We start from the raw sequence: 18,285 nt of genomic DNA on the forward strand, positions 1-18,285 counted from the left end.
CATGTTTTTCCCCTGTCACTGAGGCGATCACGCCCCAAAATTCAGTCCGGCGTGCGGCTGAAATGTTTTTGATTTTATTGGCTGAATGCGTTTTTCAATGCAGCGATGTGTTCCGGCCCGATACCGCAGCAGCCGCCAACCATCGTTGCGCCCTGCGCTACCCAGTCTTCGGCAAATTGCAGATATCCGGCAGGATCGGTGTCCTGACGCATTTTGCTTAACCCTTCATTCGCACCGCGTTTGTTATCCGCGGGCTCGAAAGCGTTGGCATAAACGCCGATATCAAAAGAGGTGTTTGCGGCGCGTGCCGCACGAACGGCGGCGGCCATCACTTCCGGGCGGCTACAGTTGAACAAAATCGCGCTGGCGGATAAACGCTGCGCGGCGTCAACCGCCTGCTCGATGGATTCGCCGGAGCGCAGCAGCGCGTGGCCGTCACCGGTAAGCTGATCCTGCAAGGTGAACGAGAACCACAGAGGACGCCGGTCATCGCCCAGCACATCTGTCAGCACTTCGCGCACTGCTTCAACTTCGGCGACTGAACTTTGCGTTTCGGCCAGCCAGTAATCCACGGTGTCTTTGAGATTCTCCACCAGCACGGTCAGCAGTGCTTTCGCCGCAACGGGCTCGAAGAGATCCGGGCGATAAGAACCCAGAACCGGCGGCAGGGAACCCGCCACTTTCACCGGCGTTTTTGCCGCATCAGCGGCTTCGCGCGCCAGTTTTCCGGACAGCGCAATCAGCGCTGCGCCCTGCTCCGCAAAGACGGTTTCACCCACATGGAAAGGGACAACGGCGTAGCTGTTGGTGGTGATCACGTCGGAACCGGCTGCAATAAAAGCGTCATGCGCTTTACGCACAAAGTCCGGTGCCTGGATCAGCGCCAGCGCCGACCATTCCGGCTGACGGAACGGCGCGCCCATCCGGGCCAGTTCACGGCCCATTCCGCCATCGAGAATTTTAATGTTACTGATCATTGTGTCACCGCCTCGAAATTTTCTTAACTGAATCAAACAGTAATTCATCAGGTGAATGACACTCTACAAAACGAACGTTTAGATGTCTAGATTTCTTAATGGCTAAAAATGAGAAAAGAAAACTCACTATTACAGAATGGTAATATTTATTTACACCGCTAAACCCAATGCGTATTATTCTCATTCGCTTTATTAACTAAGTTTGCACTCCACCATTCCGGCCCTCTTTTTCGGGGGATCCCGGCGGGTCTTGTTCACCCTTTTAAAGCGTTATAAATATCTAAAAGTTGTGGCTAATAAAATATAAAATAATCTTTCGGAGATTAATAAATGGTATCCGTTTCAGGGAAAAATTCAGTTAAATCAATCCGTGGCAGGAATAATAATTTAGGACAGAAACTTTCACTTTCTGTTATGGCTGTTTTTATTTCGTCTTCTTTACATTCTGCTTTTGCCGCCGAAACTACGGCGAATAAAACCGACGATACGGTCGTCGTGACCGGCCAAAATAACGCGGCGGTTACCGACACTGCCGCTACCGATTACAGCGTACCGGTCACCACCGCGGGGACCAAAATGGCGCTGACAACGCGCGACATTCCGCAGTCCGTGAGCATCATCAGCAAACAACGTATGCAGGATCAGCAACTGCAAACGCTGGGTGATGTACTGAAAAACACCACCGGCATTCAGGAAAGCGTCTCGGATCTTGACCGTCGCACCTATTACGCACGTGGCTTTTTAATCGATAACTACATGGTCGATGGCATTCCGACCACCTTCGACCCGCGCTGGGATCTGGGCGATTCCCAGTCCGACACCGCACTGTTCGAACGCATCGAAGTGGTGCGCGGCGCAACCGGCCTGATGACCGGCCCGGGCAACCCGTCCGCTTCTGTCAACCAGGTGCGTAAACACGCCGACAGCAAAGAGTTCACGGGCAATGTTTCCGCGACTTACGGCAGCTGGAACAAACAGCGTTACGTGGCTGATTTGTCTACTCCGCTGAATGCCTCCGGCAGTGTGCGTGGCCGCCTGATCACCGGATATCAGGATCAGAACAGCTACGTTGAGCGTTACGGCGCGACCAAAAAATTCGTCTACGCCACGGTTGATGCCGACCTGACCGATTCCACCCTGCTTTCCGCGGGCTACGAATTCCAGCAAACGAATACCGACAGCCCGACCTGGGGCGGCATGCCGCGCTGGTATCTCGACGGCAGCAAAACCGATTACCGCCGTGGTTTCAACTCCGCGCCGGACTGGGCTTACAGCAATAAAGAGACCACCAAACTTTTCACCACCCTGAAACAGTCCTTCGATAACGGCTGGCAGGCCACGCTGAACGGCACGCATACTGAATCCCTTATCGACAGCAAAATGATGTACATCGACGGGACATTCGATAAAAACACCGGCGTGGGCGAATCCGCTTATGCCGGTTATCCGGTCGTCGCGGGGACCGGCTACAACACCGGTAAACGTAAAGTCGATGGCGTGGACGCCTTTGCCAGCGGCCCGTACGAACTGTTTGGCCGTCAGCATGAACTGATGACCGGCGTGAGTTATTCCAAACAACAAAATACCTATTACAGCGCATTCGCCAATATTTCGACCGAAGAGCTGGGCAACTTTAACGACTACAACAGCCAGTTCCCGGAAACTGACTGGGGTCCGCGTTCTCTGGCTGAGCGGGACGTTATCCGCCAGAAATCCGCGTACGTCGCCACGCGTCTTTCGCTGGCCGATCCGCTGCATCTGATTGTCGGTGCGCGTTACACCAACTGGAATTCTGACACCCTGACGGCTCAGATTGAGAAGAACAACATCACGCCGTACGCCGGTCTGGTGTTCGACATCAACGATACCTGGTCAACCTACGCCAGCTACACGTCGGTATTCCAGCCGCAGACTTACCGCGATATCAACGGCGCGTATCTGTCGCCGGTAATCGGCAAAAACTACGAAGCGGGCGTGAAATCCGACTGGTTCAACAGCCGCCTGACCGCATCCGTTGCGGTGTTCCGTGCGGAACTCGATAACGTCGCGCAAAGCACCGGCCGCACCATCGAAGGCTCGACCGATACGGCGTACGAAGGTAAAAACGGCACGGTGAGCCGCGGGATTGAATTCGAACTGAATGGCGCGCTGACCGACAACTGGCAGATGACGTTCGGCGGCACCCGTTACATTGCCGAAGACGAGAACAGCGACGCGGTTAACCCGCAACTGCCGCGCACGCAGCTGAAACTGTTCACCAGCTATCGTCTGCCGATGTTGCAGGATCTGACCGTCGGCGGCGGCGCGAACTGGCAGACTCACGTCTGGCAGGATGTGCCGGGCCCAAGCGGCAACGGCACCCGTTACGCCGAGCAAGGCAGCTACACCGTGGTTAATCTCTTCAGCCGTTATCAGGTCACGAAACAACTCGCCGTGCAGGCCAACGTGAACAACCTGTTCGACAAAGAATATGACACGAGTGTCAGCCAGTACGTAGTGTACGGCGAGCCGAGAAATGTGTCGGTGACAGCGAGTTATAGCTTCTGATTTTGGCTCGCAGATGCTCGCCGTATCGGGTATAACCGGGACGGTGAGCGGCAGCGCGCAGTTAAAAAGTTAAGGAGCGCGTTTACGCTCCTTAACCCTGTGTGGGCCGGCGCCCACGGTTTTGACCTAAAAGCCAGCTTGGGCGGCGAGCCCAAAAATCAACTTTTCGCAGCCGCCACCGGTAACACCGATCCTTTAAACTTCTCTTTAATAAACTCTGCGACCTGCGGCGATTCGAGATCTTTCGCCAGTTGCTTAATCCGTGGATCATTTTTAAGTTTTTCGGTCGTCACCAGAATATTCGCATAAGGATTTCCCTTCGCTTTCTCCAGCCCCAGCGCGTCTTTTGCCGGGCTCAGCCCGGCTTCCAGCGCGAAGTTGCCGTTAATGACCGCCAGATCGACATCCGGTAATGAACGCGGGATTTGCGGGGATTCGACTTCCAGAATCTTCAGGTTTTTCGGGTTGGTGGCGATATCACGCGGCGTGGCCTGATTTTTCGCCGGATCGGTGAAGCCCGGTTTCAGCGTAATCAGCCCCTGACTTTGCAGTAAATACAACGCGCGGCTGAGATTGGTTTCGTTATTCGGGACGGCAACGGTGCCATTTTGCGGCACTTCCGCATAGCTTTTGTGACGGCTGGAATATACGCCGAGCGGCTCGATATGCACCGTCGCGGCGACTTCAAACTTCTCTTTCAGCGCCTTTTCCTGCGACAGCAAATACGGCACGTGCTGGAAATAGTTGGCATCCACATCGCCGTGCGCCAGCAACTCATTCGGATTCACCCCGCTCGGAATTTCGATCACTTTGAGATTCAGACTTGGGTCGATTTTCTGCACATACGCCAGAATTTCCGCATGAGGGACCGGATCGGCCTGCACGCGCAACGGCTCTGCCGCCCAGGCGGACAAGGAGGAAAGCAATGCTGCAACAGCCGTCAGACGACCTGCAAAAGAAAGCGATTTAGAAACCGGCAAAGCGATATTTTTCAGCATAGACATTCCCTAAAATTAACTTTTTTAATTGAGGTGATGGCGCCCTGAGGATTAACCCGGACAAATCTATGCTGACATATTTACAGGCCGTTACTTATACGCATTTCTCCCATGGATATCTGGAAAATTGAGATATTCAAAAAGCAGATAAATAATAAAGACAGCGACACCTCACAAACATTATCGCTGCCTTTCCGGCATCAAATCACCGCACGCTTCGCCCGTAGACCAGCGATTCGGCGCTGATTTCTGAAATAGATTTCGCGCCAGTCAGCGTCATGGCGACGCGCATTTCTTTTTCGATCAGAGTCAGCAGGTTGATGACGCCCGCCTCACCTGCCGCGGCCAGTGCGTAGACAAAGGCGCGCCCGAGCAGCACGCTGTCGGCGCCGAGCGCGATCATGCGGACCACGTCCAGGCCGGTGCGGATGCCGGAATCGGCGAGAATGGTGATGTCGCCTTTTACGGCGTCAGCGATGGCAGGCAGCGCGTGCGCAGTGGAAAGCACGCCGTCGAGCTGGCGGCCGCCGTGGTTCGATACCACGATGCCGTCTGCGCCAAACCGCACGGCGTCCCTGGCGTCTTCCGGGTCAAGAATGCCTTTAATGATCATCGGGCCTTTCCAGAACTCCCGGATCCACTCCAGATCTTTCCACGATATCGACGGGTCAAAGTTGGTGCCCAGCCAGCCGATGTAATCTTCCAGCCCGGTCGGTTTGCCGAGATAGGCTGAAACGTTGCCGAGGTCATGCGGTTTGCCGTTTACGCCGACGTCCCACGCCCATTGCGGATACAAAACGGCCTGCAACATGCGGCGCGCGGCGGCGTTCGGGCCGCTCATACCAGAATGAGCGTCCCGATAACGTGCGCCGGGCACCGGCATATCGACGGTAAAGACCAGCGTTTTCACGCCTGCCGCCTGCGCGCGTTCCAGCGCATTGCGCATAAATCCGCGATCTTTTAAGACGTAAAGCTGGAACCACATCGGGCGGTCGATGGCCGGTGCGACTTCTTCAATCGGACAAACGGAAACGGTGGAAAGCGTGAACGGAATGCCTTTTTTGGCTGCCGCGCGCGCCGCCTGAACTTCACCACGACGTGCGTACATGCCGGTCAGGCCGACCGGTGCCAGCACCACTGGCATTGCCAGTTTTTCGCCAAACAGTTGCGTCTCAAGGCTGAGATCGGACATGTTTTTCAGGATGCGCTGGCGCAGGGCGATATCGGCCAGATCCGAAGTGTTGCGGCGCAGGGTGTGTTCGTTGTACGCGCCGCCGTCGATGTAGTGAAACAGAAATGGCGGCAATTTACTTTTTGCCGCCGCGCGGTAGTCCGTTGATGCAGAAATAATCATCGTGTTTTTCTCGTTATCTTTGTCTTGCGCTCTCTGGCGCGTAGGGGTGCAAAAAGTGTAGTTCAAAACAGACAAGTCGATAGAAAACAATGACAACGAAAAATGAAAAACTATTTCACAATGCACATCGGCATACCGGAAACCGGCTCGGGATGGATTTGCGCATCAATATCAAAGACCTGTGCCAGCAGCGCAGGCGTCATTACGGCTTCCGGCGAGCCTTGTGCAACTATTTTTCCGGCCGCCATCATGACCAGATAATCGCAATAACGGCTGGCCTGATTGAGGTCATGCAGCACAGCGACCACCGTTTTGCCCTGCTGATTCTGGCGGCGCAGTAAATTCATCAGCTCAACCTGATGGCTGATATCGAGATACGTTGTCGGCTCGTCGAGCAAAACAAGCGGCGTATCCTGCGCCAGTACCATCGCCAGAAATACGCGCTGACGCTGTCCGCCGGAGAGCTCGCTGACTAATTTTTCGGCCAGATCACCAATATTCGTTTCTTGCATCGCGCGCGAGACCCTCGCGTGATCCTGCTCCCCCAGCCTGCCCCATAAATTCAGCCACGGGCTCCGGCCATAGCCGACCAGTTCCCGCACGCGGATCCCTTCCGGCGCGACGTGTTGTTGCGGCAACAGCGCCAGTTTACGGGCAAGCGCGCGGCCATGTAGCCGGGAAATATCGTCTCCTTGCAGCCGCAACGTGCCGGACTCCGGCGTCAGCAGGCGGGAAAAACATTTCAGCAGCGTCGATTTTCCGCAGCCGTTCGGGCCGATCAGCGCGGTGATTTTTCCGGCCGGAAGGGCCACCGACAGTCCGTTCAGAATGGATTTATTGCCGTATCCGGCGTACAGATTTTCTGCACTCAGTTGCATAGTCAGCGGGTTCTCATCAGAAGCCAGAAGAAATACGGTGCACCTATCACCGCCGTTAAAACGCCCGCAGGCAGCTCCAGCGGCGGATGCAGGGTGCGCGCCAGCACGTCGGCCAGCAGTAAAATCAGCGCCCCGACAAGCATTGACGCGGGGATCAAAACGCGGTGCCTTCCGCCGACCAGTTTACGGGTCAGATGCGGTGCGACCAGCCCGATAAACCCGACCGGGCCGCAGGCGGCAACGCTGATGGCGGCCAGTGCGACGGCCAGCAATAACACCAGACGCTGTACGCGGGAAACGCGGATCCCCAGCGTCGAGGCACTTTCGTCACCGAGCGCCATAACGTCCAGATCGCGGCAGAACCAAAGGCTGAGCGGCAGTAATATCAGCAACCACGGCGCGACGATTTCGACGAAATTCCAGCCGCGTCCCCACAGACTTCCGGTCAGCCACAGCAGTGCGCTGTTGATTTCCATCGGGCGCGAGAGCATCAGGTAATCGGTCAGGCTGGCGTAAAATGCGGTCAGCGCGACGCCGGTCAACGCCAGCTTCAAAGGCGCGGAACGGCCGGACATCAGGCGCAGCAACACAAACGCGGCTATCCCACCCAGGAAGGCCAGCGGCGGCAGCCACAGCACGGAAAGCGCGGGGAACAGCATCAGCGCGCTGACCGACATCAGTCCGGCGGCATGGTTAACGCCCAGTATGTCCGGCGACGCCAGCGGATTGCGGATAATGCCCTGCACCAGTACGCCGGAAAGCGCCAGCGCCGCACCGACCAGCACCGCCAGCAGCGCGCGCGGCAGGCGATATTCGATCAGCGGAAAATGGTTGTCACCGGCGGGTGCGAACGCCAGACGCATTTGTTCAAACGTCAGCGTGTGCGTGCCGTAACGCAGCGAAATCACGAAGGTCAGCAGCAACAGGCTGGTCAGAACGGTGAATACCGTGAACTGCCGGGTCATGTGCGCGTCCTCACCAGCCAGACAAAGAATGGCGCGCCAATCAGCGCCAGCACTACGCCTGCCGGTAATTCACCCGGCCACGCCAGAATACGCGCCAGCAAATCCGCCAGCAGCATCAGCGTTGCGCCAAAAATCATGCTCACCGGCAACATGCGGCGTAAATCATAACCAATCCAGTAGCGGGAAATGTGCGGCACCAGCAGCCCGATAAACGCCAGAGGCCCGGCGACGCTGACGCAGGCACCGACCAGCAATAACACCATAAGATTGATTATCAGCCGCAAGCGCGGCAGGTTTACGCCGAGCGTCTGCGCGCTTTCATCACTCACCTGTAACAGGTTCAGGCGGCTGGCAAGCAGCAAAACCCAGGGCGCGATAATGAGGGTGAAAGGGAACAGATGCCAGAACTCCGGCCAGCGGGCGTGCGCGACGCCTCCGGCCAGCCAGTTGAGAATGCCGTATGCGTGATCTTCTGAGAGGATCAGCGTCGCTTTTGCCAGCGCAGCGCACAGCGCCGACACGGCCACTCCGGCGAGGATCAACCGGCTGCGGTCACCCGACTGTTGCCATCCGCCGCCAGTCAGCATCACCATGCTCCAGCTGATACCGCCGCCAGCGGCTGCCACCAGCGCAATGCTGAACCCCGAAAACAGCTGCGGGCTGAGTGCGCTGACCACCACCATCGCCAGCGATGCACCGGCGTTAATGCCAAACAGCGAGGGAGACGCCAGCGGATTGCGGGTCAGGGTTTGCAGCAGGCTGCCCGCCAGCGCCAGGCTGGCACCGAGCAACATCGCCACCAGGCTGCGCGGTAACCGCAGGTTGAGCACCAGCGCCTGCGCCAGTGTTGCAGGCGGGCCGGGAATCAGCGCGCGCAGAGATTCCACCGCGCCAATCGGCACCGCAGAACGGCAAAAAAGCGTCAGCCAGAAGATGACGCTCAATATGAGCAGAGGCAGCGTCCAGCGCCACCCCGTTACGATCGTTTTCACCGCTTTCATGGTGCGGTGGCAGGCGCCTGATGATGCAGAATCTGCACCACGTCATGGCCGATATGCTCAGCGGCAAACACCCCGCGCATTCTCGCCCAGACGTTAGCATCGACCGCCGCAATCTGATTTTTTTGCGCGGCTTTCATCATTTGCCAGAGCGGATCCTTCTGCCATGCACGCACAATACTTTCCTGACGGTAGTGCGCGACAATCAGCCAGTCCGGGTTGATCGCCAGCAACTGCTCGAAACTGATGTTGGCCAGCGCCTGCTGATTCACCGGTTCCGGCACAATCAGCCCGAGCGAGGTCAGCACGCTGCCGGTGTAGGAATCGCGCGTATGCAGGTTAAATTGCTGTTCGCGCGAGGTGCCGAACACCACCTGCGTGCCTTTCGGTAACTGACTGGAAAACGCCTGCATCCGCTGATGATGTTCCGCCAGACGCTGCTGCATCAGCGCGTCTTTCCCCAGCACTTTGCCGATGATCGCCGCCGATTCCAGGTTCTCATTGTAGGTTTCGTTGCGGGATTTCAGCATCAGCGTCGGCGCAATCCCTTTCAGCGCGGCGTAAATGCCGCCATGACGGCTGCTGTCGGCAATAATCAGATCCGGTTTCAGCGCGGCAATCGCCTCGAGGCTCGGCTGCGATCGCGTGCCGACGGATTTCCACGCGCTGATACGCTGGCGCACTTCCGGCAAAATACGTTCCGCGTCGTTATCATCGGCCACGCCCACCGGGCTGACATCCACCACGGCCAGCGCATCCACAAAAGACAGCTCCAGAACGACGACGCGTTCAGGCGCCGTATCGAGCGTAAAAGTGCCCTGCTGGTCAGTCACCGTCACGGCCTGCGCGGTGCCCAGCGAAAAACATAAACCGATAAAAAGCGCAAAGCGGGAGAAGAAAGACATAGGACCTCTGTGCGGGTGAAAAGGGAAAAACCGGGCGTCGTCACGCTAAGCCCGGCGTTTTAAACCATCAGAATTTCAGGGAACCCTGCATATACAACGTGCGTGGCTGTCCGGCATAAATCCCTTTGTTGTTATCGTCATACGCACGCGTGAAGTATTCGTGGTCGAAGATATTCTTCACGCCGAAGGCCAGATTCAGGTTCGCCATGTCCGGGCCAAACTGATAACCGGCGCGGGCGCCCCACAGCATGAAGCCGGGAATGCGACCGGTGCTGCCGTCGGCACTTTCTTCGACGGTGTTGGCGTTATCCGCAAACTGGCCGGACTGGTATTCGCTGTTGACGTTGAAGAACCAGTTGCCCGGTGTGTAATCCAGCCCCAGCGTGCCTTTGTTTTTCGGGGAAAACGGTACCTGGTTGCCCTGCGTATCGCCGGATTCACGAATGACGGCATTCACATACGCATAGCTGGCGTAAGCGGAGAAGTTTTCGAGTTTTGGCGACAAATCAGCGAGGTCGTAACGAATCTGGCTTTCCAGACCGGTATGACGGGTTTTTCCGCGCGCGGTGACGCTGTCCGTGGTCTGGTTGGAGTCGTACTGATTGTTGAAGTTGATCAGGAACAGCCCGACTTCCGCTTTCACAACGCTGTTATCAAAGCGCGTTCCCAGCTCCCAGGTGCGGGCTTTTTCCGGCTCGATACTGCCGCTGTCCACCGCTTTGCCAATCTGGCTGTACTGCACCGTGCCGAAAGAACCTTCGGTATTGGCATAAATATTCCACGCCTCGTTCATGTGATAAACGACGTTCAGTGCAGGCAGCGGCGCGTTGTAGCTGATTTCCTGCCTGGTGCCTTTGATGTAGTTGTTCTGATACGACTGAATGTGCTCGTAACGCATGCCCGGCGTGATGGTCCAGTCGCCGACGTCAATGCGGTCATCAACATAAAACGCATTTGCCTGCGTGCCGGATTGCGTATCGCGGTCATACGGGCTGTCGCCGGTCGGCAGAACGCCGGATTTGGCCGGGCTGTAATAGCGCAATTCGTGGGTGGATTCGCTGACATAACGGTAACCGACGCCCACTTCATGCGCGGTCTGGCCGAGGTTGAAGCTCTGGCTGTAGCGCGGTTCAACGCCGCGAACCCAATACTGGCGCGGGGAAAGCGTCAGGTTTTTACCCTGATCGAGATAACCGCTGCGCAGCGTGTAGGTGTAGAACGTTTGCACATTGAATTTATGCTGTTGGTCGGGCTGATACTGATAGCCAAAACTCGCCAGCTGGCGGCGGCCCCAGAATTCGTCATAAGGGCGCGTGGACTGAAAACGGTCGGCGTTATACGCGGCACGGGATAAACCGCCCGGCATTTCCGCGCGGCCTTCGTAATATTGCAGCAGGCTGTTGAACGTGTGGACGTCGTTCGGCGCGTAACGGGTTTTGAGCATCACATCGTCAATTTTGGTGGCGCTGTGTTCGCGCCAGTCGCTGCCGCGCGTCCCGGAGTAAAGCAGCGCGCCGCCGAGACCGTTATCCGCCGTGCCGCCTACCATCAGATTGCCGGTGCCTTTCGGGTCATTCTGGCTGGACGTCGGGCTGAGCAGCCCTTCCATGCCGGCTTCGATACCGAAATCTTTCGGGATGGCGCGGGTGACAAAGTTCACCACGCCGCCGACGCTTTGCGGTCCGTAACGCACCGCACCGCCGCCACGCACCACGTCCACCGCATCCATGTTGCCAAGTGAAACCGGCGCGAGGGAAAGTTGCGGCTGGCCGTAAGGCGCGAACGGCACCGGAATACCGTCCATCAGCACGGTTGAACGGCTGGCGAGACGTGGGTTCAGGCCACGGATGCCGAAGTTCATCGCCATGTCATGGCTGCCGGTACCGTTGTTTTCCGGCGCATTGACGCCCGGAATGCGGTTCATCACTTCACGAACGGTTGTCGCGCCGGTCTTCACAAAATCTTCACGGCGGATCACATCACGCGCCCCGCCGTGCTCAAAAACATCGTTTTCACGCGCGTCCGCCAGCCAGTCTCCGACCACCGTCAGGGATTCCGGTGCCTGCACCGGCGCAGGCATAACCGCCAGAGTGAACGCATTATTGCCCAGCGGTCTGGCTTCCAGCCCGCTGTTTGCCAGTAACGTCGTCAGACCATCAGTGACAGTGTAACTTCCCTGCAAGCCGCTGCTGTGTTTTCCACGCGTCAGCGAGGCATCCACAGAAAGCGTAATCCCGGCTTTGGCCGCGAACTGGTTCAGCGCGGTATCCAGATCCCCGGCCGCAATTTGATAAGACGCAGACTGCACCGCGGCGGCTACCGGCAGCGACGTCAGCAGTGCGGCAGGAAGAATGGCACAGTGAATGGCAATCGCCAGTGGTGTTGTTTTGCGAAAAGAACGAATAACGCGTGAGCGTGAAATGGACATACCGTCTCCGATTTTATGTTTTTTACTGTGTGATTTTTCAGGCAGTTTTTTAGGTGTTACTCAGGAGTCGGATGAGAATGGAAAAGGGACAACCGCGAATGCGATTATTTATCATTTTTATTTGCGGGAAGAATTTTACCGGGACATTACACAGGCACCACTTTCACCCAGTAACGCGTAGCCGTCTGAATTTTCACGGGAAGTGTTCGTGAAAGAATTTCCAGCACGCTGTCGGTATCCTTCAGCGGGAACGTGCCGCTGATGCGTAAATCAGCCACTGACGGGTCGCAGCTCAGATGACCGTGGCGGTAACGGGCCAGCTCGGCAATCACATCCGCCAGACGCCAGTCGCTGACGCTCAGCACGCCGTGGGTCCAGCTCCCTGCACCGCCGGTTACCGCGGTGACATCACCGAAAGCACTGCCGGTAAAGCGTACCGCGTGGCCTTCGCTGATTTGCAAACCGCCCGCAGGCCGGTCGCGCAACGTGATTTCCACGGCGTGTTTGAGCACCTTCAGCGTCGTGGCGCCATCCTGCTGGCGCACGATAAATTCCGTGCCCAGCGCGCGTAACATACCCTGTTGCGTTTCGACCAGAAATGGCCGCGGAACCGGCTGATTATCGCGCGCGGTGATAATGCTGATTTCGCCCTGATGCAGGCGGATAAGACGCAGTGTGTCGGTAAAACGGATATCGGCGGCGCTGGCAGTATTGAGCGAAAGCTGTGAGTTATCCGGCAGGCGCAGGGTTTTGATTTCGCCGGTAGACGTGCGCGCATCGGCCAGCAAACCCTGCCCGGCGGACGACTGCCAGGCTTCCCATGTACTCCCCAGACCGAGCAACACCACCAGGCTTTTCAGCACACGGCGGCGGGTGACATCCGACTGCTGGCGCGCATGGTTAAGCGTCTGATAACTGAATTTACCGGGCATATTGTGCAGTTGCCCCTGCAACGATTCCACGCGCTGCCACGCCCAGCGATGATCTTCATCCTGCGCCAGCCACTGCTGCCATTTCTGGTTTTGCTGCGGCGTGACCTCGCCCGAGCACAAGGTGGCGAACCACTGCGCGGCTATTTTCAGCGACAGGCGCTGGTTATCGGTCAGGGACGTATTCATCGGAATCAGCCGTGTTCTATGCTGAACAGCAGGCAGTGTTCGGTGGCTTTCGCCATGTATTTTTTGACCGAACTGACCGACACGTTCAGACGTTCGGCGATCACCGGATACGTCAGCCCTTCAAGCTGTGAGAGTAAAAATGCCTGACGCACTTTCTCGCCCAGCCCGTCGAGCATCGTATCGATTTGTTGCAGGGTTTCGAGCAGACATTGCCGCTGTTCGGGCGACGGCATCTGTTCTTCCGGCATCAGCGCCAGCATGTCGAGATACGCACGTTCCAGCGCGTTGCGGCGGAAAAAATCCACCATCACGCGGCGGGCAACGGTACATAAAAAGGATTTGGGTTCGCGAATTTCCTGTGCGGTATTGCCGGTGAGAACGCGCATAAAGGTGTCCTGCGCCAGATCGTCTGCGTCACTGGCGGACCCCAGTTTGAACTGGAGCCAGTTTTTCAGCCAGCGGTGATGCGAGCTGTAAAGTGCTTCAAAAGCACGAACCGGGGAAACGGCAACGTTTGCGGACATAGGAAGTTACATAACCAGACCAGAAATTCACAATTGGATGATAATTGATAATAGTTATCATTACAATCGAGAATCATTCGCTTTCCCATCTGCCATAAATGCTAAGCCAATTAAGTGCGTCGATCACAACTCTGCCAGGTGTTAGCCTGAATAAAAACCACAAGGAAAACATCATGAGTTCACTCCCTGTCGCCGTTGTTACCGGCGGAACCAGCGGTATCGGGCTGGCCATTGTTCATAATCTGGCACGCGATCATCAGGTTTATGCGCTCGGGCGTAATAAAGACAGCCTGATTGCGCTGCGGCTGGTCGAAAACGTGGAGGCGGTTGAAATCGATCTGCTGGATTTCAGTGCCGTTGAGCAGTTTGTTCGTGAGTTACCGGTGATTGATGTGCTGGTACATTCGGCGGCGATTTCCAAACCACTGCGCCTTGAACAGGCGACGCCGGAGGAGTGGCAAAAGCAGTTTTCTATCAACGTTTTCGCACCAGCGGAGTTCACCCGTCTGGCATTACCGGCGCTGAGAAAACAGGAAGGTCAGGTGGTATTTATCGGTTCGGGATCGGGGACAAAAGCAGATGGCGGGAATACGGTCTATTGTGCCTCTAAGTTCGCACTGAGCGCCCTAGCCCATGCGTTGCGTCAGGAAGAAACGGAGCACGGCTTGCGCGTTTCCACCGTTGCGCCGGGGCCAACGGATACGCCGATGAACCGCAAAACCCGCGAAAGTCAGGGCAATTTTGACGCCATTGATCCGCGCGAATACAGCACGCCGGAATCGGTCGCGGCGGCGGTGCGTCTGGTGGTCAGCGCCAGCGACGATACGCAGATTACGGATATCGCAGTGAGGCCGCGCCGGGATAAAGCGAAGCGGTAGACCCGTAAAAAAATGCCCCGGAATGCGCAAAAACTCCGGGGCAAAAAGGCTTTTTATTATCGGGTTTGGTTACCCGTTCTGTGATTGATTTTAATTCACCGGTGTTGACGCAAATAACATTCAGTCAGAAATTAGTAATTCGCCGGGAGACGGTTTATCTGTATTAACTTCCCCTTGTCCATCTCGATATAATTACCCTTGCGTAATTCACAGAGTATTTCTGCAATCACGGTGCGCGATATTTTGGAGCGCTGCTGGATAAACTCCAGAACGCCTAATTTTTGGCGAACCTCAGGCCTGATCCTTTGCATACGGATTAACATCGCGCGGACAATACAATAGTTGTTTGAGCCTAACAGATCACATTCACGGTGTTTCAGGTAGAAGGCCAGATAGCTCAGCCAGATGCTCAGTTCGTACCAGAGATTGCTCTGATTGAGCAGCGCTTTTGCCCGGCTGGCGGTCAGCCAGAACCCCTGGCAGACGTTAACAGCAACGGCACAGGAACCTTCGTATTCTTTGAAAACGATGCCCGATGCGCCCAGTAACATAGCGGAATCGACGACATCCAGAAGCCATTCTTTCTCTTCATTATAAATAAACACACAGCCCGACTCGAGGAAATAGACAATATTTTCCTTTTCTTCCTGCTCAATTTGAATCTTTTCTCCTTTATTAAAAGTAAAAGAGACACCTTCTGCCATTAAACAGTCATGAAGTTGCTGAAGTATTTCCAGTGGTTTTTCTGACATAGTATAAAACCGACAAGATTGAGTAAGGTTATTGGCGAACAGGCATACTCACAGCCTTGTGAAGTATGCCCGGAGTCGTATTTCAGGCAATCAGGTTAAACGTTTCTGACGTTTACCCGATATTACCAGCGGTATTTCACACCGACGTTTGCAGACCAGTCCTGGTCAACATCCCCGCCTTTCAGCAGAGCAGTATCGGCATAGGTTGCGAAGTTTTTGCTGAAGTTGAACTGACCGCCCACCCCTGCGCGAACCGCAGAACCGTTCATGCTGTTGTCGATACGGTCACCGTTTATACGTGCATCGTTATCGCCCGCGTCATCGTAGACATATGCCAGTTTCACGAACGGCGTCAGGGACTGTTCGCTGCCGTAATTGAAGGTGTAACCCGCATCAACACCGGCTTCGTAGCGCAGGCTGTTGTAAGACTGGCTACCCACGTTCATCCCGTTACTCACTTTATAGCTGTCGTTGTTCTGGAACAGACCGCTGATGGCGGCATACGGCGTGACATAACCACTTTCGTTGAACGCCCAGTCGTAGCCCAGTTTCAGACCAAAGCCCCAGCCGTCGGTAGCGTTGTCAGCCGTAACATGCTGCCCGTCGCTCATACCGCTGGTCAGGTCGTTGCTAAAGCGGCTGTAGCTCAGTGAGCTGTCTAAGAAGACATGGTTGTCGAATTGGGCAGAAGCGTACACACGTGCAGATTGAGTATCCTGATCCAGGCTGCCGCTCTTATGAGAAACATCACCCTTCGCGAAGCCTGCGGCCATACCCAGCATCCACTTAGCATCGCCCTCAATCATTTTATCGACACCGATCATGATGCCGTTGACGTCCTGATCGTAGGAAACCGTGCTGCCATCGGCATTGAAATTACCGCCTGTGTAGCTCGCCCACACGCCGCCTGCATCACCGGAATGACGGCCAGCGCTCAGGCGGTTTGCCAGCATATCCTGCTCAAGATTCCAGATGTTGGTGTTCGCGGACGGAATGCTCAGGGCGATATTGGCGGCATCGGTCAGGCCACGTTGTTTGAGAACAACGGTGTCGCCAGCCTGTTTCGCTTCATAACGGTAGGCACCCAGATCGGCCTTATTGTTGGCGGTGAACGTTGCCGCAGTGGCCGTGTTGTTGTCATACACACGAATCACTTCTTTGTTTTTATAATCAGCAACGCTGCCTTTGCCGGTGGCGTCGTTGATATTGACGCGGAAGTTACCGTTCACATCGCCATTCACTGACAGATGACCATCAGAATTCAGGGCAACGATACCCTGCTCCTGACGAACCTGGCTTGCGGTCGAATTCAGATCAGAATTCAGGATGTAAGCACGGCTTCCCACGTTGAATGTGCCGCCGTTAGCCAGCGTCATATTGCGGCTTTCCACCTGACCCAGACCTAAATTCAGCTGAGACTGACGGTCAACGGTGATCTGGTTTGCGTAAAGTTCTGCGCCTTCATTTAACAGCGAAACCTGGCTCTGGTTGTCGAGGGACAGCGTATCGGTCGCCACGAAACCGTCATTGGCGATGTTCAGCCCGGACAGATTGTTGAGCGAAACAGAATCCGCCAGCAAGGAAGACGCGTTGGTAATATTCACCAGCGAACCGTTATTCACGGTCAGCGTGTCGATATTGGAATTACCGCGCGTATCCCACCGGGAACCGGTATCGAGTGCGACATTAAACAGGCCGCTCTGGAAAACCTGATTGCCGGCCACGTGGCCGCTGGTGTCGTAAACAGATTCAGGAAGAATACTGTTCGGTGCCACATCATATAAAGTGGCCGTCGATTCAACCGAAGACATGGCCGCGCCGACCCATTTGCTGCCGTTTTGCAGCGTCAGGTTTAATTCATCCTGATTCAGGGAATCCTGCGCGTAGCCGCCATTGGTATCCAGCGTGCCATCCGCATTTGAGTCATGCCCTGCCGGATAGAAATTCGCATTGAAGGTACTGGCAAATGCGACATCGCCGGTCAGCGTGGAATGGTCTAATACCACGTTGGTTTTCATCGAATGAACGGCATCAGCAGAATCGCTGACATCCAGCGCTACATCATCCCAACCCGCTGAACCATTATGGTAATCAGAAGGTTTGCCGGACTGACCGTAGAAACCTGAGTTATCCAGCTCAGACCAGGCACCTGACGTCAGCGCGGAATCACTGATTGTCACGTTATTATTAAACGAAGTGCCGTTATTTGCTGAATCTGCTGCCCAGTCATAACCCTGCGTTAATGTAATACCCGCCACACGGGAGTTATTACGCAAAACGATATTACTTTGCTGGTCCAGCGTAATGGCAGTGCCCAGATTGTAAGTATCAATGCTGCCCGCCACGTTGGCATTGTTGACATAATTGTAATGCTCGTAGGTGTCATCAATCGTCGAATTATCAACGGTTAATGACAGTACGCCCGCGTTTGTCAGGGTATCTGCGGCGCAGTTTGTGGTCATGCACTGAGAAGTGATCATGCCGCGGACGGTGCTGTTGGTGATGTTCAGTGCGTTTTCGCTGGCATTGGCGTTCAGATAATAGGTCGAGATCACACCACGAACGACAGCATTGTTAATCCCCGGCGAGATATTGCCCTGCGTCGTGAGGTCTTGCCCGTTATTGAACCCAACGTAGCCCTGATAATACGGCGTGTTATCGGTCGTATTAAAATAGAATGTTTCATAGCTTGTGTTAGAAATATCCGAAGCGGATGCCTGAGCCATTAATGCCAATGAGCATGCGGCGGCTAACTTTGAAACAGACAAACCCTTTTTATGATGATTCATTTGTAATCCTTTAATTTGAATAATTGAGTAGAAACCATAGCAACATGAAAAACGCGCTAACGGTTTATTCCCCACCACGACTTCAAAATCAATTATTCACAATAAGATACAAAGGTTCAATCTTGATTGGCAAAGTATACGGATACGGACTTTATTTATTTTAAATTAAAAAAC

14 protein-coding genes are annotated in these 18,285 nt (G+C 55.3%); 2 read left to right on the forward strand and 12 right to left on the reverse strand.

The window, feature by feature from the left end:
• Nucleotides 1-74: 74 nt before the first annotated feature.
• Entirely contained in the window at nt 75-977 is a 903-nt protein-coding gene (locus J1782_RS15050; protein WP_217153437.1) for a homocysteine S-methyltransferase family protein, read from the reverse strand.
• Nucleotides 978-1,307: 330 nt separating this feature from the next.
• Here J1782_RS15050 and fhuE point away from each other — a divergent pair, with 330 nt between their 5' ends.
• A complete protein-coding gene (gene fhuE, locus J1782_RS15055) occupies nt 1,308-3,524 on the forward strand; it encodes a ferric-rhodotorulic acid/ferric-coprogen receptor FhuE (RefSeq protein ID WP_217153438.1) in 2,217 nt (738 codons plus the stop codon).
• Between the two features lie 158 nt (nt 3,525-3,682).
• Here the strand turns inward: fhuE and J1782_RS15060 are convergent, their stop codons facing one another.
• From J1782_RS15060 to fecI, 9 genes are all read right to left on the reverse strand, one after another.
• The gene (locus J1782_RS15060; protein ID WP_165060178.1) at nt 3,683-4,522 is read right to left on the reverse strand and encodes a MetQ/NlpA family ABC transporter substrate-binding protein; all 840 of its coding nucleotides are present in this window, start codon (nt 4,520-4,522) and stop codon (nt 3,683-3,685) included.
• A 205-nt stretch (nt 4,523-4,727) separates the two neighbouring features.
• Complete coding sequence (gene lldD, locus J1782_RS15065; protein WP_217153439.1) at nt 4,728-5,876, reverse strand: FMN-dependent L-lactate dehydrogenase LldD; 1,149 nt, start codon at nt 5,874-5,876, stop codon at nt 4,728-4,730.
• A gap of 110 nt (nt 5,877-5,986) precedes the next feature.
• Nucleotides 5,987-6,754: a Fe(3+) dicitrate ABC transporter ATP-binding protein FecE gene (fecE, locus tag J1782_RS15070; RefSeq protein ID WP_217153440.1), complete on the reverse strand. Its 768-nt coding sequence runs from the start codon at nt 6,752-6,754 to the stop codon at nt 5,987-5,989.
• A 2-nt stretch (nt 6,755-6,756) separates the two neighbouring features.
• The gene (fecD, locus tag J1782_RS15075; protein WP_217153441.1) at nt 6,757-7,719 is read right to left on the reverse strand and encodes a Fe(3+) dicitrate ABC transporter permease subunit FecD; all 963 of its coding nucleotides are present in this window, start codon (nt 7,717-7,719) and stop codon (nt 6,757-6,759) included.
• Nucleotides 7,716-8,720, reverse strand: a complete 1,005-nt coding sequence (fecC, locus tag J1782_RS15080) for an iron-dicitrate ABC transporter permease FecC (RefSeq protein WP_217153442.1) — start codon at nt 8,718-8,720, stop codon at nt 7,716-7,718. The genes fecD and fecC overlap by 4 nt, the downstream gene beginning before the upstream one ends.
• Nucleotides 8,717-9,622, reverse strand: coding sequence for a Fe(3+) dicitrate ABC transporter substrate-binding protein FecB (locus J1782_RS15085; RefSeq protein WP_165060171.1), 906 nt, complete (start codon nt 9,620-9,622; stop codon nt 8,717-8,719). Before J1782_RS15085 ends, fecC begins: the two co-directional genes overlap by 4 nt.
• 67 nt (nt 9,623-9,689) lie before the next feature.
• On the reverse strand, nt 9,690-12,050 hold the full coding sequence (gene fecA / locus J1782_RS15090) for a TonB-dependent Fe(3+) dicitrate receptor FecA (protein WP_217153443.1): 2,361 nt from the start codon (nt 12,048-12,050) through the stop codon (nt 9,690-9,692).
• A 146-nt stretch (nt 12,051-12,196) separates the two neighbouring features.
• On the reverse strand, nt 12,197-13,168 hold the full coding sequence (gene fecR / locus J1782_RS15095; protein WP_217153444.1) for a ferric citrate uptake sigma factor regulator FecR: 972 nt from the start codon (nt 13,166-13,168) through the stop codon (nt 12,197-12,199).
• A gap of 5 nt (nt 13,169-13,173) precedes the next feature.
• The gene (gene fecI / locus J1782_RS15100; RefSeq protein WP_165060162.1) at nt 13,174-13,692 is read right to left on the reverse strand and encodes a ferric citrate uptake sigma factor FecI; all 519 of its coding nucleotides are present in this window, start codon (nt 13,690-13,692) and stop codon (nt 13,174-13,176) included.
• Between the two features lie 173 nt (nt 13,693-13,865).
• Between fecI and J1782_RS15105 the strand changes: the two genes are divergently transcribed.
• Nucleotides 13,866-14,570, forward strand: coding sequence for an SDR family oxidoreductase (locus J1782_RS15105; protein WP_165060159.1), 705 nt, complete (start codon nt 13,866-13,868; stop codon nt 14,568-14,570).
• Between the two features lie 131 nt (nt 14,571-14,701).
• On the opposite strand, the gene J1782_RS15110 is transcribed toward J1782_RS15105, so the two are convergent.
• Nucleotides 14,702-15,322, reverse strand: coding sequence for a helix-turn-helix domain-containing protein (locus J1782_RS15110; protein ID WP_165060156.1), 621 nt, complete (start codon nt 15,320-15,322; stop codon nt 14,702-14,704).
• A gap of 122 nt (nt 15,323-15,444) precedes the next feature.
• Entirely contained in the window at nt 15,445-18,111 is a 2,667-nt protein-coding gene (locus tag J1782_RS15115; protein WP_217153445.1) for an autotransporter outer membrane beta-barrel domain-containing protein, read from the reverse strand.
• Between the last annotated feature and the right edge of the window lie 174 nt (nt 18,112-18,285).

Origin of the sequence: Rahnella sp. BCC 1045 (genome assembly GCF_019049615.1) — a bacterium.
Lineage (GTDB): Bacteria > Pseudomonadota > Gammaproteobacteria > Enterobacterales > Enterobacteriaceae > Rahnella > Rahnella contaminans.